The sequence below is a fragment of the Rothia nasimurium genome (assembly GCF_035916755.1).
In the GTDB taxonomy this organism is placed as follows: domain Bacteria; phylum Actinomycetota; class Actinomycetes; order Actinomycetales; family Micrococcaceae; genus Rothia.
The window spans coordinates 1-19082 of sequence record NZ_JAYWIX010000004.1; the positions used below are offsets into that span (position 1 = coordinate 1).

Annotated in this window: 20 protein-coding genes and 1 pseudogene; 3 read left to right on the forward strand and 18 right to left on the reverse strand. The window is 58.4% G+C overall.

Annotation, left to right across the window (positions count from 1 at the left end):
• On the forward strand, positions 1-276 hold a 276-nt coding region (locus VSX42_RS05050; protein WP_326503257.1), incomplete at its 5' end, for a hypothetical protein.
• Between the two features lie 462 nt (positions 277-738).
• On the opposite strand, the gene rlmB is transcribed toward VSX42_RS05050, so the two are convergent.
• The 6 genes from rlmB to VSX42_RS05080 all read right to left on the reverse strand — a co-directional run bounded on the left by rlmB (position 739) and on the right by VSX42_RS05080 (position 6001).
• Positions 739-1719 (reverse strand): 23S rRNA (guanosine(2251)-2'-O)-methyltransferase RlmB, encoded by a 981-nt coding sequence (gene rlmB, locus VSX42_RS05055; protein WP_326503258.1) that lies wholly within the window; start codon positions 1717-1719, stop codon positions 739-741.
• A 105-nt stretch (positions 1720-1824) separates the two neighbouring features.
• A complete protein-coding gene (cysS, locus tag VSX42_RS05060; protein ID WP_326503259.1) occupies positions 1825-3249 on the reverse strand; it encodes a cysteine--tRNA ligase in 1425 nt (474 codons plus the stop codon).
• Between the two features lie 2 nt (positions 3250-3251).
• The gene (locus tag VSX42_RS05065; protein ID WP_326503260.1) at positions 3252-4142 is read right to left on the reverse strand and encodes an alpha/beta hydrolase; all 891 of its coding nucleotides are present in this window, start codon (positions 4140-4142) and stop codon (positions 3252-3254) included.
• A 91-nt stretch (positions 4143-4233) separates the two neighbouring features.
• Positions 4234-4719, reverse strand: a complete 486-nt coding sequence (ispF, locus tag VSX42_RS05070; protein WP_326503261.1) for a 2-C-methyl-D-erythritol 2,4-cyclodiphosphate synthase — start codon at positions 4717-4719, stop codon at positions 4234-4236.
• Positions 4716-5492, reverse strand: a complete 777-nt coding sequence (ispD, locus tag VSX42_RS05075; protein WP_326503262.1) for a 2-C-methyl-D-erythritol 4-phosphate cytidylyltransferase — start codon at positions 5490-5492, stop codon at positions 4716-4718. Before ispD ends, ispF begins: the two co-directional genes overlap by 4 nt.
• 23 nt (positions 5493-5515) lie before the next feature.
• The gene (locus VSX42_RS05080; RefSeq protein ID WP_185173529.1) at positions 5516-6001 is read right to left on the reverse strand and encodes a CarD family transcriptional regulator; all 486 of its coding nucleotides are present in this window, start codon (positions 5999-6001) and stop codon (positions 5516-5518) included.
• 258 nt (positions 6002-6259) lie between these two features.
• Here VSX42_RS05080 and VSX42_RS05085 point away from each other — a divergent pair, with 258 nt between their 5' ends.
• Positions 6260-6805, forward strand: coding sequence for a hypothetical protein (locus VSX42_RS05085; RefSeq protein WP_326503263.1), 546 nt, complete (start codon positions 6260-6262; stop codon positions 6803-6805).
• 154 nt (positions 6806-6959) lie between these two features.
• Here VSX42_RS05085 and VSX42_RS05090 read toward each other — a convergent pair whose 3' ends face one another.
• The 6 genes from VSX42_RS05090 to VSX42_RS05115 all read right to left on the reverse strand — a co-directional run bounded on the left by VSX42_RS05090 (position 6960) and on the right by VSX42_RS05115 (position 12515).
• Positions 6960-7640: a response regulator transcription factor gene (locus VSX42_RS05090; RefSeq protein WP_326503264.1), complete on the reverse strand. Its 681-nt coding sequence runs from the start codon at positions 7638-7640 to the stop codon at positions 6960-6962.
• Entirely contained in the window at positions 7641-8237 is a 597-nt protein-coding gene (locus tag VSX42_RS05095; RefSeq protein WP_418950770.1) for a sensor histidine kinase, read from the reverse strand. It abuts the gene before it with no gap.
• Positions 8238-8301: 64 nt separating this feature from the next.
• Positions 8302-8982, reverse strand: coding sequence for a response regulator transcription factor (locus VSX42_RS05100; protein ID WP_326503264.1), 681 nt, complete (start codon positions 8980-8982; stop codon positions 8302-8304).
• Positions 8983-10230, reverse strand: coding sequence for a sensor histidine kinase (locus tag VSX42_RS05105; RefSeq protein ID WP_326503265.1), 1248 nt, complete (start codon positions 10228-10230; stop codon positions 8983-8985).
• A 149-nt stretch (positions 10231-10379) separates the two neighbouring features.
• Positions 10380-11930, reverse strand: coding sequence for an ABC transporter ATP-binding protein (locus tag VSX42_RS05110; protein ID WP_326503448.1), 1551 nt, complete (start codon positions 11928-11930; stop codon positions 10380-10382).
• Between the two features lie 15 nt (positions 11931-11945).
• A complete protein-coding gene (locus tag VSX42_RS05115) occupies positions 11946-12515 on the reverse strand; it encodes a hypothetical protein (RefSeq protein WP_326503266.1) in 570 nt (189 codons plus the stop codon).
• A 379-nt stretch (positions 12516-12894) separates the two neighbouring features.
• Between VSX42_RS05115 and VSX42_RS05120 the strand changes: the two are divergent.
• Positions 12895-13200 (forward strand): annotated as a pseudogene (locus tag VSX42_RS05120) (phosphate signaling complex PhoU family protein); the annotation flags it as partial.
• A 255-nt stretch (positions 13201-13455) separates the two neighbouring features.
• Here the strand turns inward: VSX42_RS05120 and VSX42_RS05125 are convergent.
• From VSX42_RS05125 to VSX42_RS10925, 6 genes are all read right to left on the reverse strand, one after another.
• On the reverse strand, positions 13456-14196 hold the full coding sequence (locus VSX42_RS05125; RefSeq protein ID WP_135013359.1) for a phosphoglyceromutase: 741 nt from the start codon (positions 14194-14196) through the stop codon (positions 13456-13458).
• 129 nt (positions 14197-14325) lie between these two features.
• Positions 14326-14640 carry a DUF2516 family protein gene (locus tag VSX42_RS05130; protein WP_326503268.1) on the reverse strand — a complete coding sequence of 105 codons (315 nt, stop codon included), beginning with the start codon at positions 14638-14640 and terminating at the stop codon, positions 14326-14328.
• Positions 14641-14652: 12 nt separating this feature from the next.
• Positions 14653-15834: a PLP-dependent aspartate aminotransferase family protein gene (locus tag VSX42_RS05135; RefSeq protein WP_326503269.1), complete on the reverse strand. Its 1182-nt coding sequence runs from the start codon at positions 15832-15834 to the stop codon at positions 14653-14655.
• Positions 15835-16515: 681 nt separating this feature from the next.
• The gene (locus VSX42_RS05140) at positions 16516-17751 is read right to left on the reverse strand and encodes a hypothetical protein (protein ID WP_326503270.1); all 1236 of its coding nucleotides are present in this window, start codon (positions 17749-17751) and stop codon (positions 16516-16518) included.
• A gap of 3 nt (positions 17752-17754) precedes the next feature.
• Positions 17755-18243 carry an ATP-binding cassette domain-containing protein gene (locus tag VSX42_RS05145; RefSeq protein ID WP_326503271.1) on the reverse strand — a complete coding sequence of 163 codons (489 nt, stop codon included), beginning with the start codon at positions 18241-18243 and terminating at the stop codon, positions 17755-17757.
• A gap of 207 nt (positions 18244-18450) precedes the next feature.
• Positions 18451-18750 carry a transposase family protein gene (locus VSX42_RS10925; protein ID WP_418950771.1) on the reverse strand — a complete coding sequence of 100 codons (300 nt, stop codon included), beginning with the start codon at positions 18748-18750 and terminating at the stop codon, positions 18451-18453.
• Between the last annotated feature and the right edge of the window lie 332 nt (positions 18751-19082).

The following is a 19082-nucleotide window of genomic DNA, read 5'->3' on the forward strand; positions in this document are numbered from 1 at the left end:
ATGTATAACATTGGTACGCTATTGAGTTTTCAAGCAACAAACCGCATTCTCAACCCTAGCCAGTGGAACTGGCCGGTGTTTCGTATCGGTCATTCTCAAGTTTTTGTGTCACCCGTTTGGGCAACTCGTCTAGTCTATCGCTTTTCTTTTCTGCGTGTCAACCCGGTGTTCCGTGTTGTGTCTCACAGTGGCTGTTGGCTGGATTATTACTTCAAAACCTCACTCCTGCGAGCTGGGATTTCTCAGTTCCGACCGGAGCCTGAATTCGCTATGTGACTAGGTGTTTTGTCGCTTGGCGGGTTTCCCCTGTGCCGTGGCGACTCGTAATACTCTACGCAGGTTTTCCAGAGCGTGCAACTCAAAAGTGCCACCACTGGAGCCTTTTCACCCCAAAATTCCCACCTGCAACAGATAAAACGCCTAGTCAAAGCCAAACCAAACACCGTAAAAATATTTTTAAAGTTTTTTTGAAGGTCTTCAAAAGGCTTGATTTTAGGGATTTTTTGTGAGCCAGACCCTTATTCTGACTCACATAAGTTTCTTATGTTTGTGCGGGGGCGGCAGGCTCGCAGCGAAGCTGCTGGCACCGGAGCTGGGGCGAATCTGGCGAGCTTGCGAGCCAGCTAAGGAACCAGCGAGAGAGTCGGCAGCGAGCGCGAGTCTGAGCCCCCCCCTAAGCCTAGATAAACAAAAGTGCTCCCCCACCATCGTGGGAGAGCACTTCGTTTTTATGAGAGCTTAGGCTGCTCGGCGGCGGGATACCTCGTAGAGGGAGATGCCGACTGCCATAGAGGCGTTGAGTGATTCCATTGCTGAGCTGATGGGAATCGAAACGATCTGGTCGCAGTTCTCGGTGACCAGTCGTGAGAGCCCCTTACCTTCTGAACCGACAACAATCATGAGCGGTTCAGAGGCCAGTTCGAGGTTGGGCAGGTCTACGTCGCCGCCGCCGTCCAGACCGACAACGAAGATGCCGGCATCCTTGGCCTGCTGGATCACACGGGTGAGGTTGGTTGCCTTAGCAACTGGAATGCGGGCAGCTGCACCGGATGAGGTTTTCCAGGCTGAGGCGGTCATGGCTGCCGAGCGGCGCTCGGGGATGATGACGCCGTTGCCCGAGAAGGCTGAGACGGAGCGGATGATGGCGCCCAGGTTGCGGGGGTCGGTGATGCCGTCCAGGGCGACGAAGAGGGGCGGGGTGTCCATCTGCTTGTCGTACCAGCGGTCCATGGTGTCGAGCACCAGGTTGCCGGCGTCCGGGTACTTGTAGGGGGGAATCTGCAGAGCAACACCCTGGTGGACGGCGTGGTCGGTCAGGCGGTCCAGCTCGTTACGGCCAATTTCGAGCATGGGCAGGCCCTGCTTGTTGGCTTCGGTCATGATGTCGCGGACGCGGTCATCGACCTCGATGCGGGACATGACGAAGAGGGCCTTGGCCGGGATCTCGGTCTGCAGGGCCTCAAGCACGGAGTTACGGCCGGTGACTAGCTCGTCGGAGGCCCGCTTGCCGCCTAGGCGGGGCTGGCGGGAGCGCAGGGTGTTTGTTGCTTTGCGGTTTTCGGCGGCCTTCTTCATCTTGTAGGCCTTGTGGTAGACGCGGTCTTCTGCCTTGGGGGTGTTGCCGCGGCCTTCGAGGGCCTTACGGCCGTGGCCACCGGTGCCCTTGGTGGGGCCCTTCTTCTTATTGGTTGCGCCGGGGCGTGAGCCTGCCTTCGCCATGGGTTGTGTCCTTTGATAGATGTCTATGAATTGTTTTCTAGCTTACCGACCCCCTGCCCCTTACGGGGCGAGAGATGGAGCACGGTGGCTGGAGGGCTATGAGGCCTAGAGGGACCAGGTGGAGCCGGTTGCGCCGTCCTTGACGGTGATACCGGCGGCAGCTAGGGCATCACGAATCTGGTCAGCGCGGGCCCAGTCCTTAGCCTCGCGGGCTTCGGCGCGCTGGGTGAGCATGGTCTGGATCAGGGAGTCAAGCGCTGCGTGTTCGCCGGTTTCGTTGGCGGCAGCGCCTGCCTGGCTAAAAGACATGAGCTCTACCAATCCCAATACCTTGGCCATGGCGTAGACCTGCTCCGCGGCGTCCTTGGCAGATTCACCGGCAGCGAGCGCGGCGTTACCGGCGCGGACGCCCGTGTGCAGGGCAGCGAGGGCCTTGGGGATGTTGAGGTCATCGTCCATGGCCTCAGCGAAAGCATCGGGTACCGCAGCGTCTTCGCGGTGGTAGTCGCGGGTTGCAGCCAGGAAGGCTTCGACGCGTTCGACAGCTACACGGGCCTCCTCGAGTGAGGTGGGGTGGTAGTCGAGTACGGAACGGTAGTGGGCCTGGCCCAGGTAGTAGCGCACAACCAGGGGGCGGGCAGTTTCGAGCATCTGGGCGGGGGTGATGATGTTGCCGATGGATTTGGACATCTTCTCGCCCTCGTAGTTGACCAGGCCGTTGTGCATCCAGAAGTTGGCAAAGCCGTAGCCGGCTGCCTGGGACTGGGCCATCTCGTTTTCGTGGTGGGGGAAGCGCAGATCGAGGCCGCCACCGTGAATATCGAAGGTCTCGCCCAGGTACTTGCCGGCCATGGCTGAGCATTCCAGGTGCCAGCCGGGGCGGCCCTTACCCCAAGGGGAATCCCAGGAGGCGGTGACGGGCTCGCCCTCCTTGTAGGCCTTCCACAGGGCAAAGTCGCGGGGGTCGCGCTTGCCGCGGGGGTCGGCGTCCGGAGCGTCCTGCATGTCGTCAATCTTCTGGCGGGTCAGGGCACCGTAGTTATCCCAGGAGCGCACGTCGAAGTAGACGTCGCCGCAGCCGTCGGTAGCAGGGTAGGCGTGGCCTCGGTCGATGAGGCGCTGGATGAGGGTGAACATCTCGGGAATGTGCCCGGTTGCGCGCGGCTCGTAGGTGGGGGGTGCGATGTTGAGGGAGGCGTAGGCTGCCCCGAAGACCCGCTCAAAGCGGTAGGCCAGGGCCCACCATTCCTCGGCCGGGTGCTCCCCGGCGTAACCTGGCTCAAAAGAGGCAGCTGAGTTCACCAGAATTTTGTCGTCGATGTCGGTGACGTTACGAACCGTGGTGACCTTGTAACCGCGGTAGGTCAGCCAGCGGGAGAGCTGGTCAAAGACCAGGCCCGAGCGCACGTGCCCGATGTGCGGAGCCCCCTGCACGGTGGCACCACAGTAGTAGATACGGGCCTCGCCGGGGTGAACCGGGGTGAAGTCACGGACGCTTGCTGTTGCTGAATCATAAAAACGTAGAGTCACGCCTAACAGTTTACCGTGCGCTGTAGAACCGGTGCGAGGACGCTGGCTGCGTGGTTAATCAGCAGGGAGAAGTGGCCGTCGCGCGGCAGCTCGTGGATTTCGGCTCCCAGGCGGAGCCCCAGGTTGCGGGCGCGGGCGGGTTTGACGGCTATGTCGCGCCCCGCGACCCAAAGATGTACCGGGGTGTTAATGGTGGTTTCTGAGAAGCCCCAGTCGTCCTGAATAGCGTATTCGTCTTGCACGCCGCCCTCGATGGAGAACTGCAGGGCGTAGTCGTGGGAGATGGCCATGCGGTAGGCGGCGGTGTGCCCCTGCACGTCGCGCCCCAGGGCTGAGGCCAGGGTCGAGGAGGACGCCAGGGGGCGGCTCACGGTGCGGGCGGTGAGGTCGATGAGCGGTTTGGGAAACCAGGAGAGGGTCAGGTGCGACATGTGGACGCGCAGCGGGGTGAGGTTAAGCCCCAGGTGGGACTCCCAGAGGGGGTGGTGGGTGAAGGGGGCCAGTAGGATGAGCTGGTCGACTTTCTCGGGGTGGAGGGCCGCCAGGCTCATGGCGTGGGGCCCACCGCCGGAAAAGCCGATGGCGCTAAAGCGGTCAAGCTCCAGGTGGTCGATGATAGCCGCAGCATCCTCTTCTGCCCAGGTGCCAACCAGCCGGTAGGGCACGGCGTCCGACGCTCCCAGCCCCGGGCGGTCCGGGGCGATAATGCGGATACCCAGCTCACGGGCAGCCTCGTCGAGGAAGAGGGCTTCGTAGCCGGTGCCGGGGGTGCCGTGGCAGTAGATGACGGTAGCTGTCGGTGCTTCTGTCTGCCCAAATTCGTGCCAGGCAATGACGCGGCCCCCGTCCTGGCTCAGCAGATGAGGGCGGGGTTCAAGGGGGTCGGGTTTCACAGGCACTTCTTCGCAGCTGGGGGGGGTGTTAACAGGGACAGGCTTATTGTAGCGCTGCCCCAGCCCACCGTGAGCAGGCTAGAGGGCGGGCCTATTCCCCGGAGGTCTGAGGGTAGACCAAGGCCACAGCGGTAGCTGCCACGCCCTCGCCTCGGCCGGTCAGGCCCAGGCCGTCGGTGGTTGTAGCGGTGACCGTCACCGGAGCACCAGCGGCCTCGGATAGAACGCGGTTAGCCTCGTCCCGGCGCGGGGAAAACTTGGGTTTATTGCCGATTAGCTGCACCGCGATGTTGCCAATCTCGAACCCGGCAGCGCGCACAATCGCAGCGGCCTCAGAAAGAATCCGCACGCCGGAAGCACCTGCCATATCGGGCCGGTCTACCCCAAAGTTCGAACCCAAATCGCCCGTACCGCTAGCCGAGAAAAGGGCGTCAGCAGCCGCGTGAGCTACCACGTCGCCGTCCGAGTGGCCTGAGAGCCCGCGCTGGCCCGGCCAGTGCAAACCTGCCACCCACAGTTCGGTGCCTTCTTCACCAAAAGCGTGCACATCAGTACCGGTGCCAATACGGGGAATCATGATTCTCTCTTTTCGTCGTAGAGGGCTGTAGCTAGGGTCAGGTCAAGAGGGGTTGTAATCTTGAAGGCTTCAGCAGCCCCCTCGACGGTCGCAACCGGCAGCCCCAGGGTTTCAGCCAGCATGGCATCGTCGGTGATGCTTTCGGCAACCTCGGGGGCCAGGGAGGCGACATCGCGGTGGGCCTGTACAAGAGTAGCCAGGTCAAAACCCTGGGGGGTCTGCACAGCCCGCAGCTGCGCCCGGGCCGGGGTGCCGCTCACGTACCCGGCAGCATCCACCGTCTTAATGGTATCGACCACGGGCAGGGTCGGAATCACAGCTCTCTCCCCCGCATCAAGGGCGGTAGCCACCCGGTGATAGACGCTAGCGGGGGTGAAGCAGCGGGCGGCATCGTGCACCAGGACGCCGGTAGGCAGCTGCTCGGGGGCACCCGGCAGGGGGGCTGCGTCCGCAATCGCGGCCAGGGCGGCCGTCACCGACTCGGCGCGCGTTGCGCCGCCGGGCACCGCCAGGGCACCGTACCGGGCACAGACCTGCCGAAGCTCAACGTCCTGCGGGGGCACCGTCACCACCAGCCGTGCCGCCACGCCCGACTCCCGGGCACCGGCCAAGGCCCATTCCAGCAAGGTGCGCCCGGCAACCTGCACCGCTGCCTTCGGCATACCTGCGCCCAGGCGCGACCCCGAACCAGCCGCCACAATAACAACAGCGAGCACCGAACCACCAGATGTGGTTGCGGTGCCCGCTGTATCAGAAAAATCTAGAGTGCTCACAGCTAGTGAGCATACCCGAAAGTTTAGACGCCCTCGAGAATCTTATCGAGTTCAACCTCGGCAGCTTCTTCGTCGATGTCCTTAGCCAGGGCAACCTCAGACGACAGAATCTGACGGGCCTTAGCCAGCATGCGCTTCTCACCGGCAGACAGGCCGCGGTCGTTCTCGCGGCGCCACAGGTCGCGGACGACCTCGGCAACCTTCAGCACATCGCCAGATGCCAGCTTCTCAACGTTAGCCTTGTAGCGGCGGGACCAGTTTGCTGCTTCTTCGGTATCGGTAGCCTGAAGTACGTCAATGACTTCCTGCAGACCGCGCTCGTCAACGACATCGCGCACGCCCACCATATCGACGTTCTCAGCGGGAACCTCAATGACCAGGTCACCGTTAGCGACCTTGAGTTTCAGATACATCTTCTCTTCGCCACGGATCTTGCGCATCTTGATTTCTTCAATCGTTGCGGCACCGTGGTGAGGGTAAACGACTGTTTCGCCAACCTCAAAAACCATATGGATAAACCCCTTTCAGCCTACCTATTCTACCATGCAACGAAAGACAGCACCCTTAAAGTCTCAAAATAGGCCCGGTGCTCTCAGCGAACCTGTGCGCTTCATTTACGCCCTTTTGCCTCGTTGATACAGACGTATCGTCGTTAAACCAGATAGAATGTGACCTGAACAGACCAAAAATTCCGTACCTCGGCGCGGAGCACACACACTTTCTCTGCCCCACTGGCAGACTACGACCCTACACAAGGAGCTAGAGCTGTGAAGAACACCGCTTCTTTGACCGTCAAGCGCGCCAGCGCCCTCGTTGCCATCGCTGGTGCCCTGCTGGCTACCACCGGTTGCACCTACACCAACCAGCCCGCCACCACCATCGTCTACTCCGCCTCCGACGGCCAGATGGCTAACCTGCTAGGCGAGAACAACCAGCAGGACATCCAGCTCCGCAACATCATGGTCATCGCAGCCGATGAGGCCTCACAGGGCCGCGTGCTGGGCACCATTCTGAACCAGACCGAGGAAGACGCCACCGTTACCCTGGCCTTCCCCACCGAAACTCTCACCGTTGAGGTTCCCGCTGGCCAGGAAGTCCGCCTGGAAAACGATGAAAACGAACTTCTCCTGGCTGAGGCTGGCGCCAACCCCGGTCTGCTGTTGAAGGACGTCGAGGTCTCCTCCAACGTCGTCTCCAGCACCGCCACTTTCAACGTTCCGGTTCTTGACGGCGCTCTGGATGAGTACGCCCCCTACCTGCCCACCGCAGCGGATGCTTCCAGCGCTACCGAAACCGCTAGCAGCAACGGCTAGGACCCTTTCGCTTTAAAGAGTGGGGGGGGGGGGGGGGGGGGGGGGGGGGGGGGGGCCCCCCCCCCCGCACGCCGGGGGGGGGACAGGGACAGTTCGGGCCCTTCAGGTAACTGAAGGGCCCGCCCCACTGCTTTACCCGGCTTAGGGAGCCAGTTTACGGTTCAAACTTGTAACCCAGGCCGCGCACGGTGACCACATAGCGCGGGGATGAGGGGTCAGGCTCAACCTTGGAGCGCAGGCGCTTAATGTGCACATCCAGGGTCTTAGTATCGCCCACATAGTCAGCGCCCCAGACCCGGTCAATCAGCTGCGAGCGCGTCATCACGCGTCCGGCGTTCCGCAGTAGCATCTCCAGCAGCTCAAACTCCTTGAGGGGCATAGCTACGGTTTCGCCGGATACGGTCACCACGTGGCGCTCCACGTCCATGCGGACCGGGCCGCCCTCAATCGCCCCGGCATCGTGCTCTTCGGGTTCGCCCTGGCGGCGCAGGACGGCGCGGATGCGGGCGATGAGCTCGCGGGAGGAATAGGGCTTGGTTACGTAGTCGTCCGCACCCAGTTCAAGGCCGAGCACCTTATCGATTTCTGAGTCTTTAGCGGTCAGCATGATGATAGGAACCTCACTGGTGGCGCGAATCTGCTTACAGACCTCGGTACCGGACTGGCCGGGGAGCATGATGTCGAGGAGCACCAGGTCTGCGCCGTTCCGCTCGAACTCAACCACGGCGTCCAGGCCGTTATCGACCACCTGCACCTCAAAGCCCTCACGACCCAGCAAAAAGGCTAGGGGCTCGCTCAGCGCCTCTTCGTCCTCAACTACTAAAATACGGGTCACTTACTTTGTTTCCTTCGCAGTTTGAGCCGACCCCGCAGAGCGCGGCACTGTGTGGATGTTGGGGTCTGCTACCTGGGTAAGCGAGCCCGTCGGCGGGTGCTCCCCCAGCAGGTCTTGTTCGGTTTCTTCATCAATAATGGGCAGGGCAATGGTGAAAGTTGAGCCAGAACCGGGTTGAGACCAGAGGGTCACCTCGCCGCCGTGCTGGCCCACAATGTGCTTCACGATGCTCAAGCCCAGGCCGGTGCCCCCGGTTTGGCGGGAACGCGCCGGGTCAACCCGGTAGAAGCGCTCAAAAATGCGGTCCTGCTCGTCCTCGGGAATGCCCGGGCCCTGGTCTTTCACAGAAATTCTAACAGTGTCACCTTTCACAGCCATACCGATGCCCACCTTGGTGTTCTCGGGTGAGTAACGAATGGCGTTCTCAATCAGGTTGCGCAGAGCCGTGCCCAGCAGCTCTGGGTCTCCATGGACCGGGCGGGGGGCCTTTCCGCCCACCAGGAGTTCAATGTTTTTACCCTCGGCTGTAAGACGGTTACGGTCGACCGACTCAGCTACCACCTGCTCAACATCGACCAGGGTGGAGCTCAGCACCATATCGGCTGACTGTAGACGGGAGAGCTCGCCCGCCCCACTGCTTTACCCGGCTTAGGGAGCCAGTTTACGGTTCAAACTTGTAACCCAGGCCGCGCACGGTGACCACATAGCGCGGGGATGAGGGGTCAGGCTCAACCTTGGAGCGCAGGCGCTTAATGTGCACATCCAGGGTCTTAGTATCGCCCACATAGTCAGCGCCCCAGACCCGGTCAATCAGCTGCGAGCGCGTCATCACGCGTCCGGCGTTCCGCAGTAGCATCTCCAGCAGCTCAAACTCCTTGAGGGGCATAGCTACGGTTTCGCCGGATACGGTCACCACGTGGCGCTCCACGTCCATGCGGACCGGGCCGCCCTCAATCGCCCCGGCATCGTGCTCTTCGGGTTCGCCCTGGCGGCGCAGGACGGCGCGGATGCGGGCGATGAGCTCGCGGGAGGAATAGGGCTTGGTTACGTAGTCGTCCGCACCCAGTTCAAGGCCGAGCACCTTATCGATTTCTGAGTCTTTAGCGGTCAGCATGATGATAGGAACCTCACTGGTGGCGCGAATCTGCTTACAGACCTCGGTACCGGACTGGCCGGGGAGCATGATGTCGAGGAGCACCAGGTCTGCGCCGTTCCGCTCGAACTCAACCACGGCGTCCAGGCCGTTATCGACCACCTGCACCTCAAAGCCCTCACGACCCAGCAAAAAGGCTAGGGGCTCGCTCAGCGCCTCTTCGTCCTCAACTACTAAAATACGGGTCACTTACTTTGTTTCCTTCGCAGTTTGAGCCGACCCCGCAGAGCGCGGCACTGTGTGGATGTTGGGGTCTGCTACCTGGGTAAGCGAGCCCGTCGGCGGGTGCTCCCCCAGCAGGTCTTGTTCGGTTTCTTCATCAATAATGGGCAGGGCAATGGTGAAAGTTGAGCCAGAACCGGGTTGAGACCAGAGGGTCACCTCGCCGCCGTGCTGGCCCACAATGTGCTTCACGATGCTCAAGCCCAGGCCGGTGCCCCCGGTTTGGCGGGAACGCGCCGGGTCAACCCGGTAGAAGCGCTCAAAAATGCGGTCCTGCTCGTCCTCGGGAATGCCCGGGCCCTGGTCTTTCACAGAAATTCTAACAGTGTCACCTTTCACAGCCATACCGATGCCCACCTTGGTGTTCTCGGGTGAGTAACGAATGGCGTTCTCAATCAGGTTGCGCAGAGCCGTGCCCAGCAGCTCTGGGTCTCCATGGACCGGGCGGGGGGCCTTTCCGCCCACCAGGAGTTCAATGTTTTTACCCTCGGCTGTAAGACGGTTACGGTCGACCGACTCAGCTACCACCTGCTCAACATCGACCAGGGTGGAGCTCAGCACCATATCGGCTGACTGTAGACGGGAGAGCTCGATGACGTCCTGCACAAGTGCCGCTAACCGCCGGGACTCTTTCTTGAGCTTGCCCGAAAAGTAGAGCACAGACTCGGGGTCGTCCGCCGATGACTCGATGGCCTCGGCCATAAGTCCAACAGCCCCCACCGGGGTTTTTAGTTCGTGCGATACGTTGGCTACAAAGTCGGTACGGACGGTCTGCGCGCGGGCAATCTCGGTACGGTCGTCAGCCAGCACCAAGATATATTCATCGCCCACCGGGGCCACGCGCAGGTCAATCACCAGGCGGCTCTGGTCGTAAAAGCCGCGGGTTAAGATAATTTCTTTTTCGACGATGATGCCCTTAGAACGCACCGCATCAATCATCTCTAGTAGCTCATCGGAGACTACCGTGTGCCCGCGTACCAGCCCCAGGGCGTAGGCGCCGGGTGATGCCTGAACCACGCCGTCTACAGCGTCCACCACCAAGTAGGCGCGACCGATGACGGCCAGCACCTCGGCGGCACCGTCGCTAATGGTGGGCTCTTCGACGTCAGCCCAGCGAGCGCGCTGACGCTCGCTCCGCTGCACGGCGAGCATGCTCACCACGCCGAGCAGGAGCCCCAGCACAGCGGCAGACAAAGCAATCACAGTAGGGTTCACATCTACCAGCTTAGAGCCTACAGACCCTACCCCGTGCCCCGCAGACTCCCAAATATCCCGGGGTTCAACTAACGTTTACCCAACCACGTGTTTGTGTTCATGTGGCCTTGGCTTCTGTTATTAAGAGCCGAATTTTGGGTGACAGGACACTAGAACTTTAAAACGATATCGCCGTCAAGGATGGGCGCGTCTACGTCATGAGTGATGACAAGTATGAGGTTATCTAAAGACTTTTCACGAACTAGCTCCCACACTATTTTTTGTGTTTCACGACCAATACCGGTAGTTGGCTCATCGAGAATAATGAGCGATCCGGGCTGCCCCAGGAGCGTGCGGGCTAGACCTATTCGGCGAGCTTCACCGCCTGAAACCCTTGACTCTTCACCGGCAATGGTTTCTTGAGCCCGTTGACCGGTAGACATGAAATCATCTAGCCCCAGTAGCTCTAGGCAGGAGTCAATGTGCCGGGTTTCAAGAGGGCGGGAAGCCCGAATTGTCTCGTGGGCGGTTTGGAAGGGCAGGTTAGTTTCTTGGGGCAGGTATCGAGTCTCTCTAAATTTTCTCGCAGATAGATGCCCCGGCACCGGGTAAGTAGTGAATCCCAGGAGGGTTTCTATGTAGGTTGTTTTTCCGGAACCACTGGAACCCAGGATCCAGACCAGCCCCTTATCTGGTAGTTTATTGTCAATATTTTGGGGCGCCTTCGCTGGAACGGGCTGCTCTTCTGAGCTAGATGTGCTCATTTTTTGCTGTGCTTCTGCATCTTGAGCGTAGGCTGTAGCAATTGCCGACAGGGAAAAACCGATATCTTGAATAATTTGAATGGAATAAAGTGACACACCGGTAAGAGAAATAAAGCCGGCCAGAAGTGTACCGTATTCACGCCCCTGCCCTAGAGCCAGGTAGACCCCCAGCAAGGAAGCCATAATAATGAATAGCACACAGGCTTGGAACAGGTAGAGGTTTTTAGTTACACGGTAGGAGTGGATGCCGCTTTCCTCGACCGGTTTACGGGACTGTGCATAAGATGCAGTGTTGCTGTCTTCCAGGGAGAACGAGGCGGTTTCTTTCCAGTAGTTTACATAGTTGGTGAGAATACCAAAATTTTTCATATTCTCGCCAAAGAAAGCTCCCTGAGCCTGCTGGTGCTTATCTACAGGACGGCGAGAGAGCGAGATAAAGAGAATCATACCTACGAGGTAAACCGCTGCCAACAGAGGCTCAGCAATGAGGGCAAGCGATATTCCGGCAGTTACCATCACGCAGATAGCTGGCAGGACGGAGAAGATAACGGTTGAGCTAGTAGTGCGGAAGGCGGCCATCTGGCTGTCTATCGCAAAGGCTATTTCGTTACTATCCCTAGTGTGGCGGTTTTTCTGCACGCCGTAGGAACGGTAGAGACTTTGGGAGGCTAATTGTGTTTGAGCTTTCTGCTCAAGGTACCCATAGACCGGTAGGAGCAAGGCTTTAAGGGTCGCGCTGGTAAGCCAGAAGGCACTAAAAATTACCGCGAAGATAAGTAGGGAACGGGATGATTCACTGTCACTGTTGAGGTTTACTGCTTGGCCTGGCAAGAGGGCAGTAAGGGTCGCCAGAATAGAAGCGGCAAGACTCATGCACACCATGAGAGCCATGCGCAGAGGGGATGTTCGCCCCAGAAGAGAAAGACATTCAGTAACATATGTTAAGTATTTTTTCATCACTTTAACCTCTTTCTACCCGAAAGGAACTGGAGATTCGTTCACCCGGTGCAGATGTGAGAATCTCTCCAATATTCTCAAATCCCTAAATCCCAGAAACCATTCTGGGCTAAGAATTCTTGCATGATAAAATAAATCCCCAAAATAACAAACCTTATCTACAAACAAATATTTTTCCAGTTCACATTTTTCAATATATTTTTCAACATCGAATTTACTCAAATCACAACAGAATTTTTCTGGAAAGAAATTATTACCAAATTCCCACAAATTTACCGAATCTTTGGAATTATATTTATAATAATTCTCCTGCATATCATCCAACAAGGGAAATTTAAATTTTTTTCGTTGCACATTATCTTGCATCAGAAGAACCGACTGCTCCAGCTCATCTAAGGATTTGTCAAGGGCTTTATCACATTCCTCATGCGCTGATGCTCCAACAGCATAGCTAGCATCTCTATACTTACTTACTAAAAAAGATACACACACAGTAATATTTTGAAATAAAGCATAAAAATATTTTGGATTCAAGTCGTGGAGTGATCCTTCTTCTCGAAAGATCACCTCAGTGTGAACAGCCATAAATGCCTCTTTAACTCATAAATAAACTTGACGCATCAACATTGATGTTGATTTAAATCACACTACTATGGGGGCGGAGTTATATCCAGTGCCTCCTCGTACATGAAGCACATAAAATATTTCCTACCCTGACTAGTAAAAACATAACTGAATCAATATATTTTTCGTAATATTTAATATATATATATTTGGCGAACTTTAGTATATTATTAGCCGGCGATGCTTGTTGTGCTCAGCTTCTGACTCGCGTCATCAAGGTTCAACTAACGTTTACCCAACCATGTGTTTGTGTTCATGTGACCTTGGCACTCTAAAGGGGTAACCGTAGGCAGAAGTCTGCCCGGTGCCCCGCACTTCCCCAGATGGAAAGGACGCGCACGTGCGCAAAGTCTTCCAAGCCGAACTACAGCACGTCGGCGAAGAGCTGATTCATATCGCCACCCTCATACAGGAGGCTCTTTCACGAGCAGCAGATGCCTTCCTCAACGCCGACATCCAAGAAGCCGAAGAGGTTATCACCAACGATGCCCGCATCGACTTCATGCAAAACGAACTCGATGAGCGCGCTATCGATATTCTGGCCCTGCAGGGCCCGGTAGCCTCCGATTTGCGCATGATTGTTGGCGCCCTGCGCATGAGCTCCTCCCTGGAGCGCTTTGGCGACCACGATGTCTCGGTAGCCCGTAAGGTCACCTACCTGGTTACCGGCGATTGGAACGCGGTGCCCAGCATCTAGGCTGGTAGGCATCTCCCCTCCCCTGAAGGAAGAGCGGACGCCCGGGCAGGGTGGGTTCTTGACCGCCAGCTGGCTCGGGGCTGGCGTTAAGGGTGCTGGCGGGAAAGAACCCACACCTGCCCTATCTCGTAGGAAACCACAGTGCCCCGCCCTCCTCAACGAGGAAGGCGGGGCACTCAGTGGTTAATAAACCCGGGCTAGACCTTACTTCTTACCCTGGTTAGCAACAGCCTTGATGGCGTCTTTAGCGGCCTCGGGGTCGAGGTACTCGCCAGGGCCAACGGGCTTGAAGTTCTCGTCGAGCTCGTAGTAGAGGGGGATACCGGTAGGGATGTTCAGACCGGCGATGTCCTCATCTGAGATGCCTTCGAGGTTCTTGACCAGGGCGCGCAGGGAGTTACCGTGGGCAGCAACCAGAACGGTCTTGCCAGCCTTCAGGTCTTCCTTGATATCTGATTCCCAGTAGGGCAGCATGCGCTCGAGGACGTCCTTCAGGCACTCGGTGCGGGGAGCGTTCTCGATGTCTGCGTAGCGGGGGTCGTTCGCCTGGGAGAACTCGTCGTTGTCGTCGAGGGCCGGAGGCGGAACGTCGTAGGAGCGACGCCAGGTCATGAACTGCTCTTCGCCGTAGGTTTCCAGGGTCTGAGTCTTGTCCTTGCCCTGGAGAGCACCGTAGTGACGCTCGTTCAGGCGCCAGTTGCGCTTGACGGGAATCCAGTGGCGGTCAGCGGCATCGAGGGCCAGGTTAGCGGTGTTGATGGCGCGGCGCTGCAGGGAGGTATGGACGACATCGGGGAGGATGCCGCGTTCTTTCAGCAGTTCGCCACCGCGGGTGGCTTCGGCGCGGCCCTTCTCGGTCAGGGCAACGTCTACCCAGCCGGTGAAGAGGTTCTTTTCGTTCCATTCTGATTGCCCGTGACGGAGCAGTACCAATTTGTAAGTCATACCCTCATTATCCCACTCACGCCCTCCAAAGCAAAGATAACCCCACACATATTCACGGAAAACCCGGTCTTTTCCGGGGGTTTCTTCGTGAATATGTGTGGGTTTTTCAGACCTTAACGCAAGCTGCGGCTAGCGGCGGCGCACCGCAACGGCGGGGCGGACGTCCGCGAGAAAGACGCCCACGGCGGTGGCGGCAATCAGCTGCAGGAAGATAGAACCGCCCCCGATGGTAAGTGACTGCCAAACCATCAGCACAGAGAAGACAGCCGCGGCAGCGGTTACGCCAACCCAGAAGCCCTTGGTGCGTTTGAAGGCGCTCTGGTAGGCGTAGCTTGAAGCGCGGGCGGCCTCAATCAGCGCGAAAATCGACAGGGCGGCAACTACCAGGGCCAGGGCAAGGCCCACGTAGTAGGTAACCAGCATAATCAGGGCAATGGGGGTCATGGCGTCCGTTCGCTACTTGAGGTTTTCTAGGGCCGCTGCCAGGTCGTTGTAGAGGTCATCGACATTCTCGATGCCTACCGACAGGCGCAGCAGTGACTCGGGGATTGAGTGGGGCTCTGAGCCGTGGCGGCGGCGGCGTTCAATCAGTGATTCTACGCCACCGAGGCTGGTTGCGGGCGTCCAGATATTCAGGGCCTTGACCACGCGGTCGGTCTCTTCGGCGGTGGCGTCCAGGGTGATGGAGAGAATCGAACCGAAGGTGCGCATCTGCGCGGACGCCCGCTCAAAGCCGGGGTCGGTGGGCAGGCCGGGGTAGCGCACGGCCTTAACGGCGGGGTGGGCCTGCAGACGCTGGGCCAGTTCGAGAGCGTTAGCGGCGGCGCGTTCAAGGCGCACGCCCAGGGTGCGGATGCCGCGCAGACCCAGCCAGGCCTCGAAGGGGCCGGCTATAGCGCCGTTGGTGGTGCGGTGGGCGGCCATGGCTTCACGCAGGACGGGGTTAGAGGTAACGGTGATGCCCAGTAGCACATCGGAGTGACCGGCGATGGACTTGGTGGCGGAGTGGACGACCACGTCGGCCCCCAGGGCCAGCGGGTTCTGCCCCAGCGGGGTTGCGAAGGTGTTATCAACGGCAGAGACAATGCCCAGGCGCTTGGCGGCACCGAGGACGGCGGGCAGGTCGGCGACCTCCATCATGGGGTTGGTGGGGGACTCCATCCACAGCAGCACCTTGGGGGCAGCGTAGTTGACGGTCTCGGGGGTGATGCCCGCGGTGGCAGCTGCCTTTTCGAGTTCAGCAATGACGGACTCGGTGTTTTCAATATCGAGACGGACCACGGTGGTGATACCGCGGGCTTCGAGGCGCTTAGCCATAGACACAGATGCCATGTAGGTATGCTCGGGCAGCAGAATGATAGAGCCAACGGGCACCAGATCCTGCACCGCGGCAACAGCTGCCATGCCAGAGGCAAAGACCAGGCCGGGCAGCTCCGCCCCTTCAAGGTCAGCGACGACCTCTTCGATGCCGTCCCAGCTCTGGTTGGAGAAACGGGCGTAGGTGTTGAGGTCTGAGGGGCCGGTTTGGCGGAAGGTGGACGACATAGCAATCGGCGGGTTCACGGGAGCCAGATCGTCGTGGGCGGGACGGCCACCGGCCACCAGGCGGGTTTCGGGTGAGAGGTTCTGTTCAGTCATAGGTTCAACGATACGCGCCCAGGCGCAGCCGGTGCCAGGGGCAGGTCACAGGGTGACACACGGGGGCGGACGCCAGTGAGCGGCTGGCTCTTAGCGCTACCGGCATTTAGGGCCCCACCGCTGAAGCACGAGCGCCACAAGACTGGCCAAGACGCAGGTTAAAAGAACCTGGGTAGGGTTAGGGTGAGCGTCAAGTAGCCAGGCCCAGGGGGCAAAATCTCCGCCTGGGCGGCGGGCAAAAACAGTGGTCAGCAGAAGAAAGCTAGGAGGAACAAGGCTCACATAGGGCCCAAGGGGCCGGTAGAGTATCGAAACTAAACCTAGTAGCCCTAGCAGTTTCACCAGTACCGGCCCGCTTGCTGGTCCCCGGAGGCAGACTGCACTAAAGGTCAGGCAGGCGAAGAGGCCCAGGCTAACTGCCAACAGGTGGGAGTAGGCGAGGACGCCGCGCGGCGCCACCTGTTCCCAGATGCGGGTCGTGGGGTAGGCGGCAAGAGCGATTGCTGTGACCGCGCAGGCTACCAGTACAGCATCAGCAGGTATAGACCGAGCCAGGGTCGGAATGAAATCAGGTAGAGGAAGATAGAGGAGGGTTCCCTGCCATAGGCCCAGAAGCCCTGAAACAAATAAGAGCACTAGAACTACCTGCACCACGTACCGGGATTTGAGAAAATAGCGCATCTAGGTTCCCTCGGGTAGGGAGCAGATACTCAGAGCTGCATAGAGTTCCCGGATTTCTTCTTCTTGAGTACGGTCTGGGGTAAAGGAGTCCTCGCTAAGATAGTCCGTGAGTCGAGCCTGTAGAAAATCAGCGGAGTCGCTATACCGTTTGAAACCTTCAAGATTATCTTCTGTCAGAAAGGCACCGGTACACCGGTCTAAAGGTGAGGTGTAGATAGAGGCAACCATTCGATGGGCTTCATCTACTGTCAGGGTTGGAGGGTAGGCAATGTAGGCCGTTCCCTCGTACAGGGCCGGAGTATTCTCACCCCGGTAGATGACTGCCCGCCTCACCTGGGGTAGCCCTATACCCTGCAGTTTCTTAAAGTCAGATGAAATCTGCTCCCGTAAGTCGCCCCTTGCCAAAGATACCTTCCCCACGCAGACCTCTGGCTCCTGAGCGGCGCAGGCAAGCTCACCGTCAGCGAGATAAGAGGTCGCGACCGGGCCCAGGTGACCAGCCACGGTATAGCCAGCGCCCCCACCCGCTGCAAGAGCTGCCATAGCTAATCCAACCTTGATAAGTCGGCGTCCGCCCTGCCAAATAGCTAGGGTCAGAAAACTGCCACCAACTACTACAGAAAAAACAATGAGCGCAACGGGGGCAGCCGGGTCTATATGTTCTACAGGCGAGCAGCACATCACCATAGCCGGGCCCGCAAGATAGCGTACGAAAGTAATGGGCAGCGTCCAGGTAAAAGCTAACCAGAGGTAGCTTGCCAGCAGGGCTAGGGGGTAGGCAAGAGCCGGGCGCAACAATTTACCCAGCCAGTAGCCCAGGGCAAGATGAACGAGTAGAGCCGCGCACTGTGCCAAAAGAATCAACGAAAATCGAGTGTTTGGTAGCGCTCCTGAAAAGGCAAGCAAACCTAAAACCCCAGCCACCTGGGCTGCCGCTCCACCAAGAAAAGAAGGAGCCAGCCATAGCCCCATCACCTGCCAGCTCGGTCGCGCTGCCGTCATATGGATTAGCTCAGTACGGCGCAGCTGAACCCCGGTCCAGCAGGAGGCCATGCAGGTCAGACCAGCTGAAAAGATGAGTAGGAGCGAAGCCTGCCCGGCAGCGGATTCAGCATTACCCACAATGGTGGCAGAGTTACTGTAGACCAGGATGTAGAGGGCATTGAGAATCAGGGCAGCAGGAAGCAGTTTAAAAGCCAGATGACTTGTGAAGAGTCGTAAGGAAATAGGCCGCATGGTTTACCGGTCCATGAAGTGATTAAAGGCTGCAAGGGCTTGCTCTTGCGGGCTGCCCTGAAAGGGTTTGAGAAAGGCAGCGGTACTGCCCGAGAATTGCAGATGACCCTGGCTCAAAGCAAGAACGTTCTGGTAGATTTCGTCGAGCTGGTAGAGATCATGAGTAGCCACCAGGACAATGCGCTCCTGCCCGATGCTAGAGATTAGCCGGTTAATCCCGTCCTTATGGGAGGGGTCAAGGCCTGCTGTGGGTTCATCAAGGAGTAGAACTGTAGCGCCGGTAGCAAGGGCACCTGCGATAGCCAGACGTTGGGTCTCACCGCCTGAGAGTTCCGTGGCTTTTCTGTTTGCTAGTTCTGTCAGGTGAGTGGCCACAAGAGCTTCTTGGACTAGGGAGTTCGTCTCTAGGGCAGAGTTTGATGCTAACCAGCTAACGTAGCGGATATGTTCTTCTACTGTGAGCCCAGGTACCGGGTTATAGTGCTGGGGCACCAGGGCTATGAGGCTTATTCAAAAGTCCCACCCGCAACCCAAAACACCACCCCCCGCACCACCGAAAACACCCGCCCATACAACCCTAACGGCCGCCTAAACCCCGTATGAAGAATCCGCCAAGTCTTGATGTGAGCGATAACCCGCTCCACCACCGACCGCAGCCGATTATTCCGCTTCTGCTCCCGGCTCAGCCGTTGGCCCGGCTTACGCCTGGCCGGGGTAGCCAACCCCAGACCCACATAACCCCTTATCAGCCACAGTCGAGGAATCCAGCAGCTGATTTAACCCATGGTCTCTAAAGGCATGAGCATCATGCCTGGCTCCGGGCAGTGGGTCAGTGATGGCTAAGAGTCTGCCATCTAGGGTGCAGATGACTTGGTGGTTGAATCCGGCTCGTTTATGCTTTCCAGAGAAATTTGTTTTACCGAGTGAACGCCAGTTCCACGTGGGTATCAGGGTCCCATCGATGACCAAAGATCCTGGTGCTTTGAGGCTTTCTTTCAAAGGCTGAATCAGTGGAGTGAGAATTTTCTCCAGGGCCTTTTCGATGGTGTTGATAGCTCGTGAGACTGTCGCTTGAGAGACAGTAAAAAAATTCTGCGAGGAGTTCTTCGGTGAGGTTATGGCGGTGGTAGAGCAGGGTGATTTTGAGGGCTTGGGTGAGGGTTAGCGCTGGTGGTCTTCCGTCTGGTTTTGAGCAGGTGAGGTGATGGGTGAGGGCTGTGTGTAGTGTGGTGAATTGTGTGGCTGTGAGGCCGGTTGTACGCTGGTGTAGCAACGGTCTTGTCCGGTATGGTTTGAGGTTATTTGTGGAGATTTAACGCTCATATTTTTGC

Coding starts and splice junctions, on each gene's coding strand:
- rlmB (WP_326503258.1), bottom strand. CDS start 1,719: ATGGCGAAGGCAGGCTCACGCCCCGGCGCAACCAATAAGAAGAAGGGC.
- ispF (WP_326503261.1), bottom strand. CDS start 4,719: ATGATTCCCCGTATTGGCACCGGTACTGATGTGCACGCTTTTGGTGAA.
- VSX42_RS05080 (WP_185173529.1), bottom strand. CDS start 6,001: ATGGTTTTTGAGGTTGGCGAAACAGTCGTTTACCCTCACCACGGTGCC.
- VSX42_RS05095 (WP_418950770.1), bottom strand. CDS start 8,237: ATGGTGCTGAGCTCCACCCTGGTCGATGTTGAGCAGGTGGTAGCTGAG.
- VSX42_RS05110 (WP_326503448.1), bottom strand. CDS start 11,930: ATGAAAAAATACTTAACATATGTTACTGAATGTCTTTCTCTTCTGGGG.
- VSX42_RS05115 (WP_326503266.1), bottom strand. CDS start 12,515: ATGGCTGTTCACACTGAGGTGATCTTTCGAGAAGAAGGATCACTCCAC.
- VSX42_RS05125 (WP_135013359.1), bottom strand. CDS start 14,196: ATGACTTACAAATTGGTACTGCTCCGTCACGGGCAATCAGAATGGAAC.
- VSX42_RS05130 (WP_326503268.1), bottom strand. CDS start 14,640: ATGACCCCCATTGCCCTGATTATGCTGGTTACCTACTACGTGGGCCTT.
- VSX42_RS05135 (WP_326503269.1), bottom strand. CDS start 15,834: ATGACTGAACAGAACCTCTCACCCGAAACCCGCCTGGTGGCCGGTGGC.
- VSX42_RS05140 (WP_326503270.1), bottom strand. CDS start 17,751: ATGCGGCCTATTTCCTTACGACTCTTCACAAGTCATCTGGCTTTTAAA.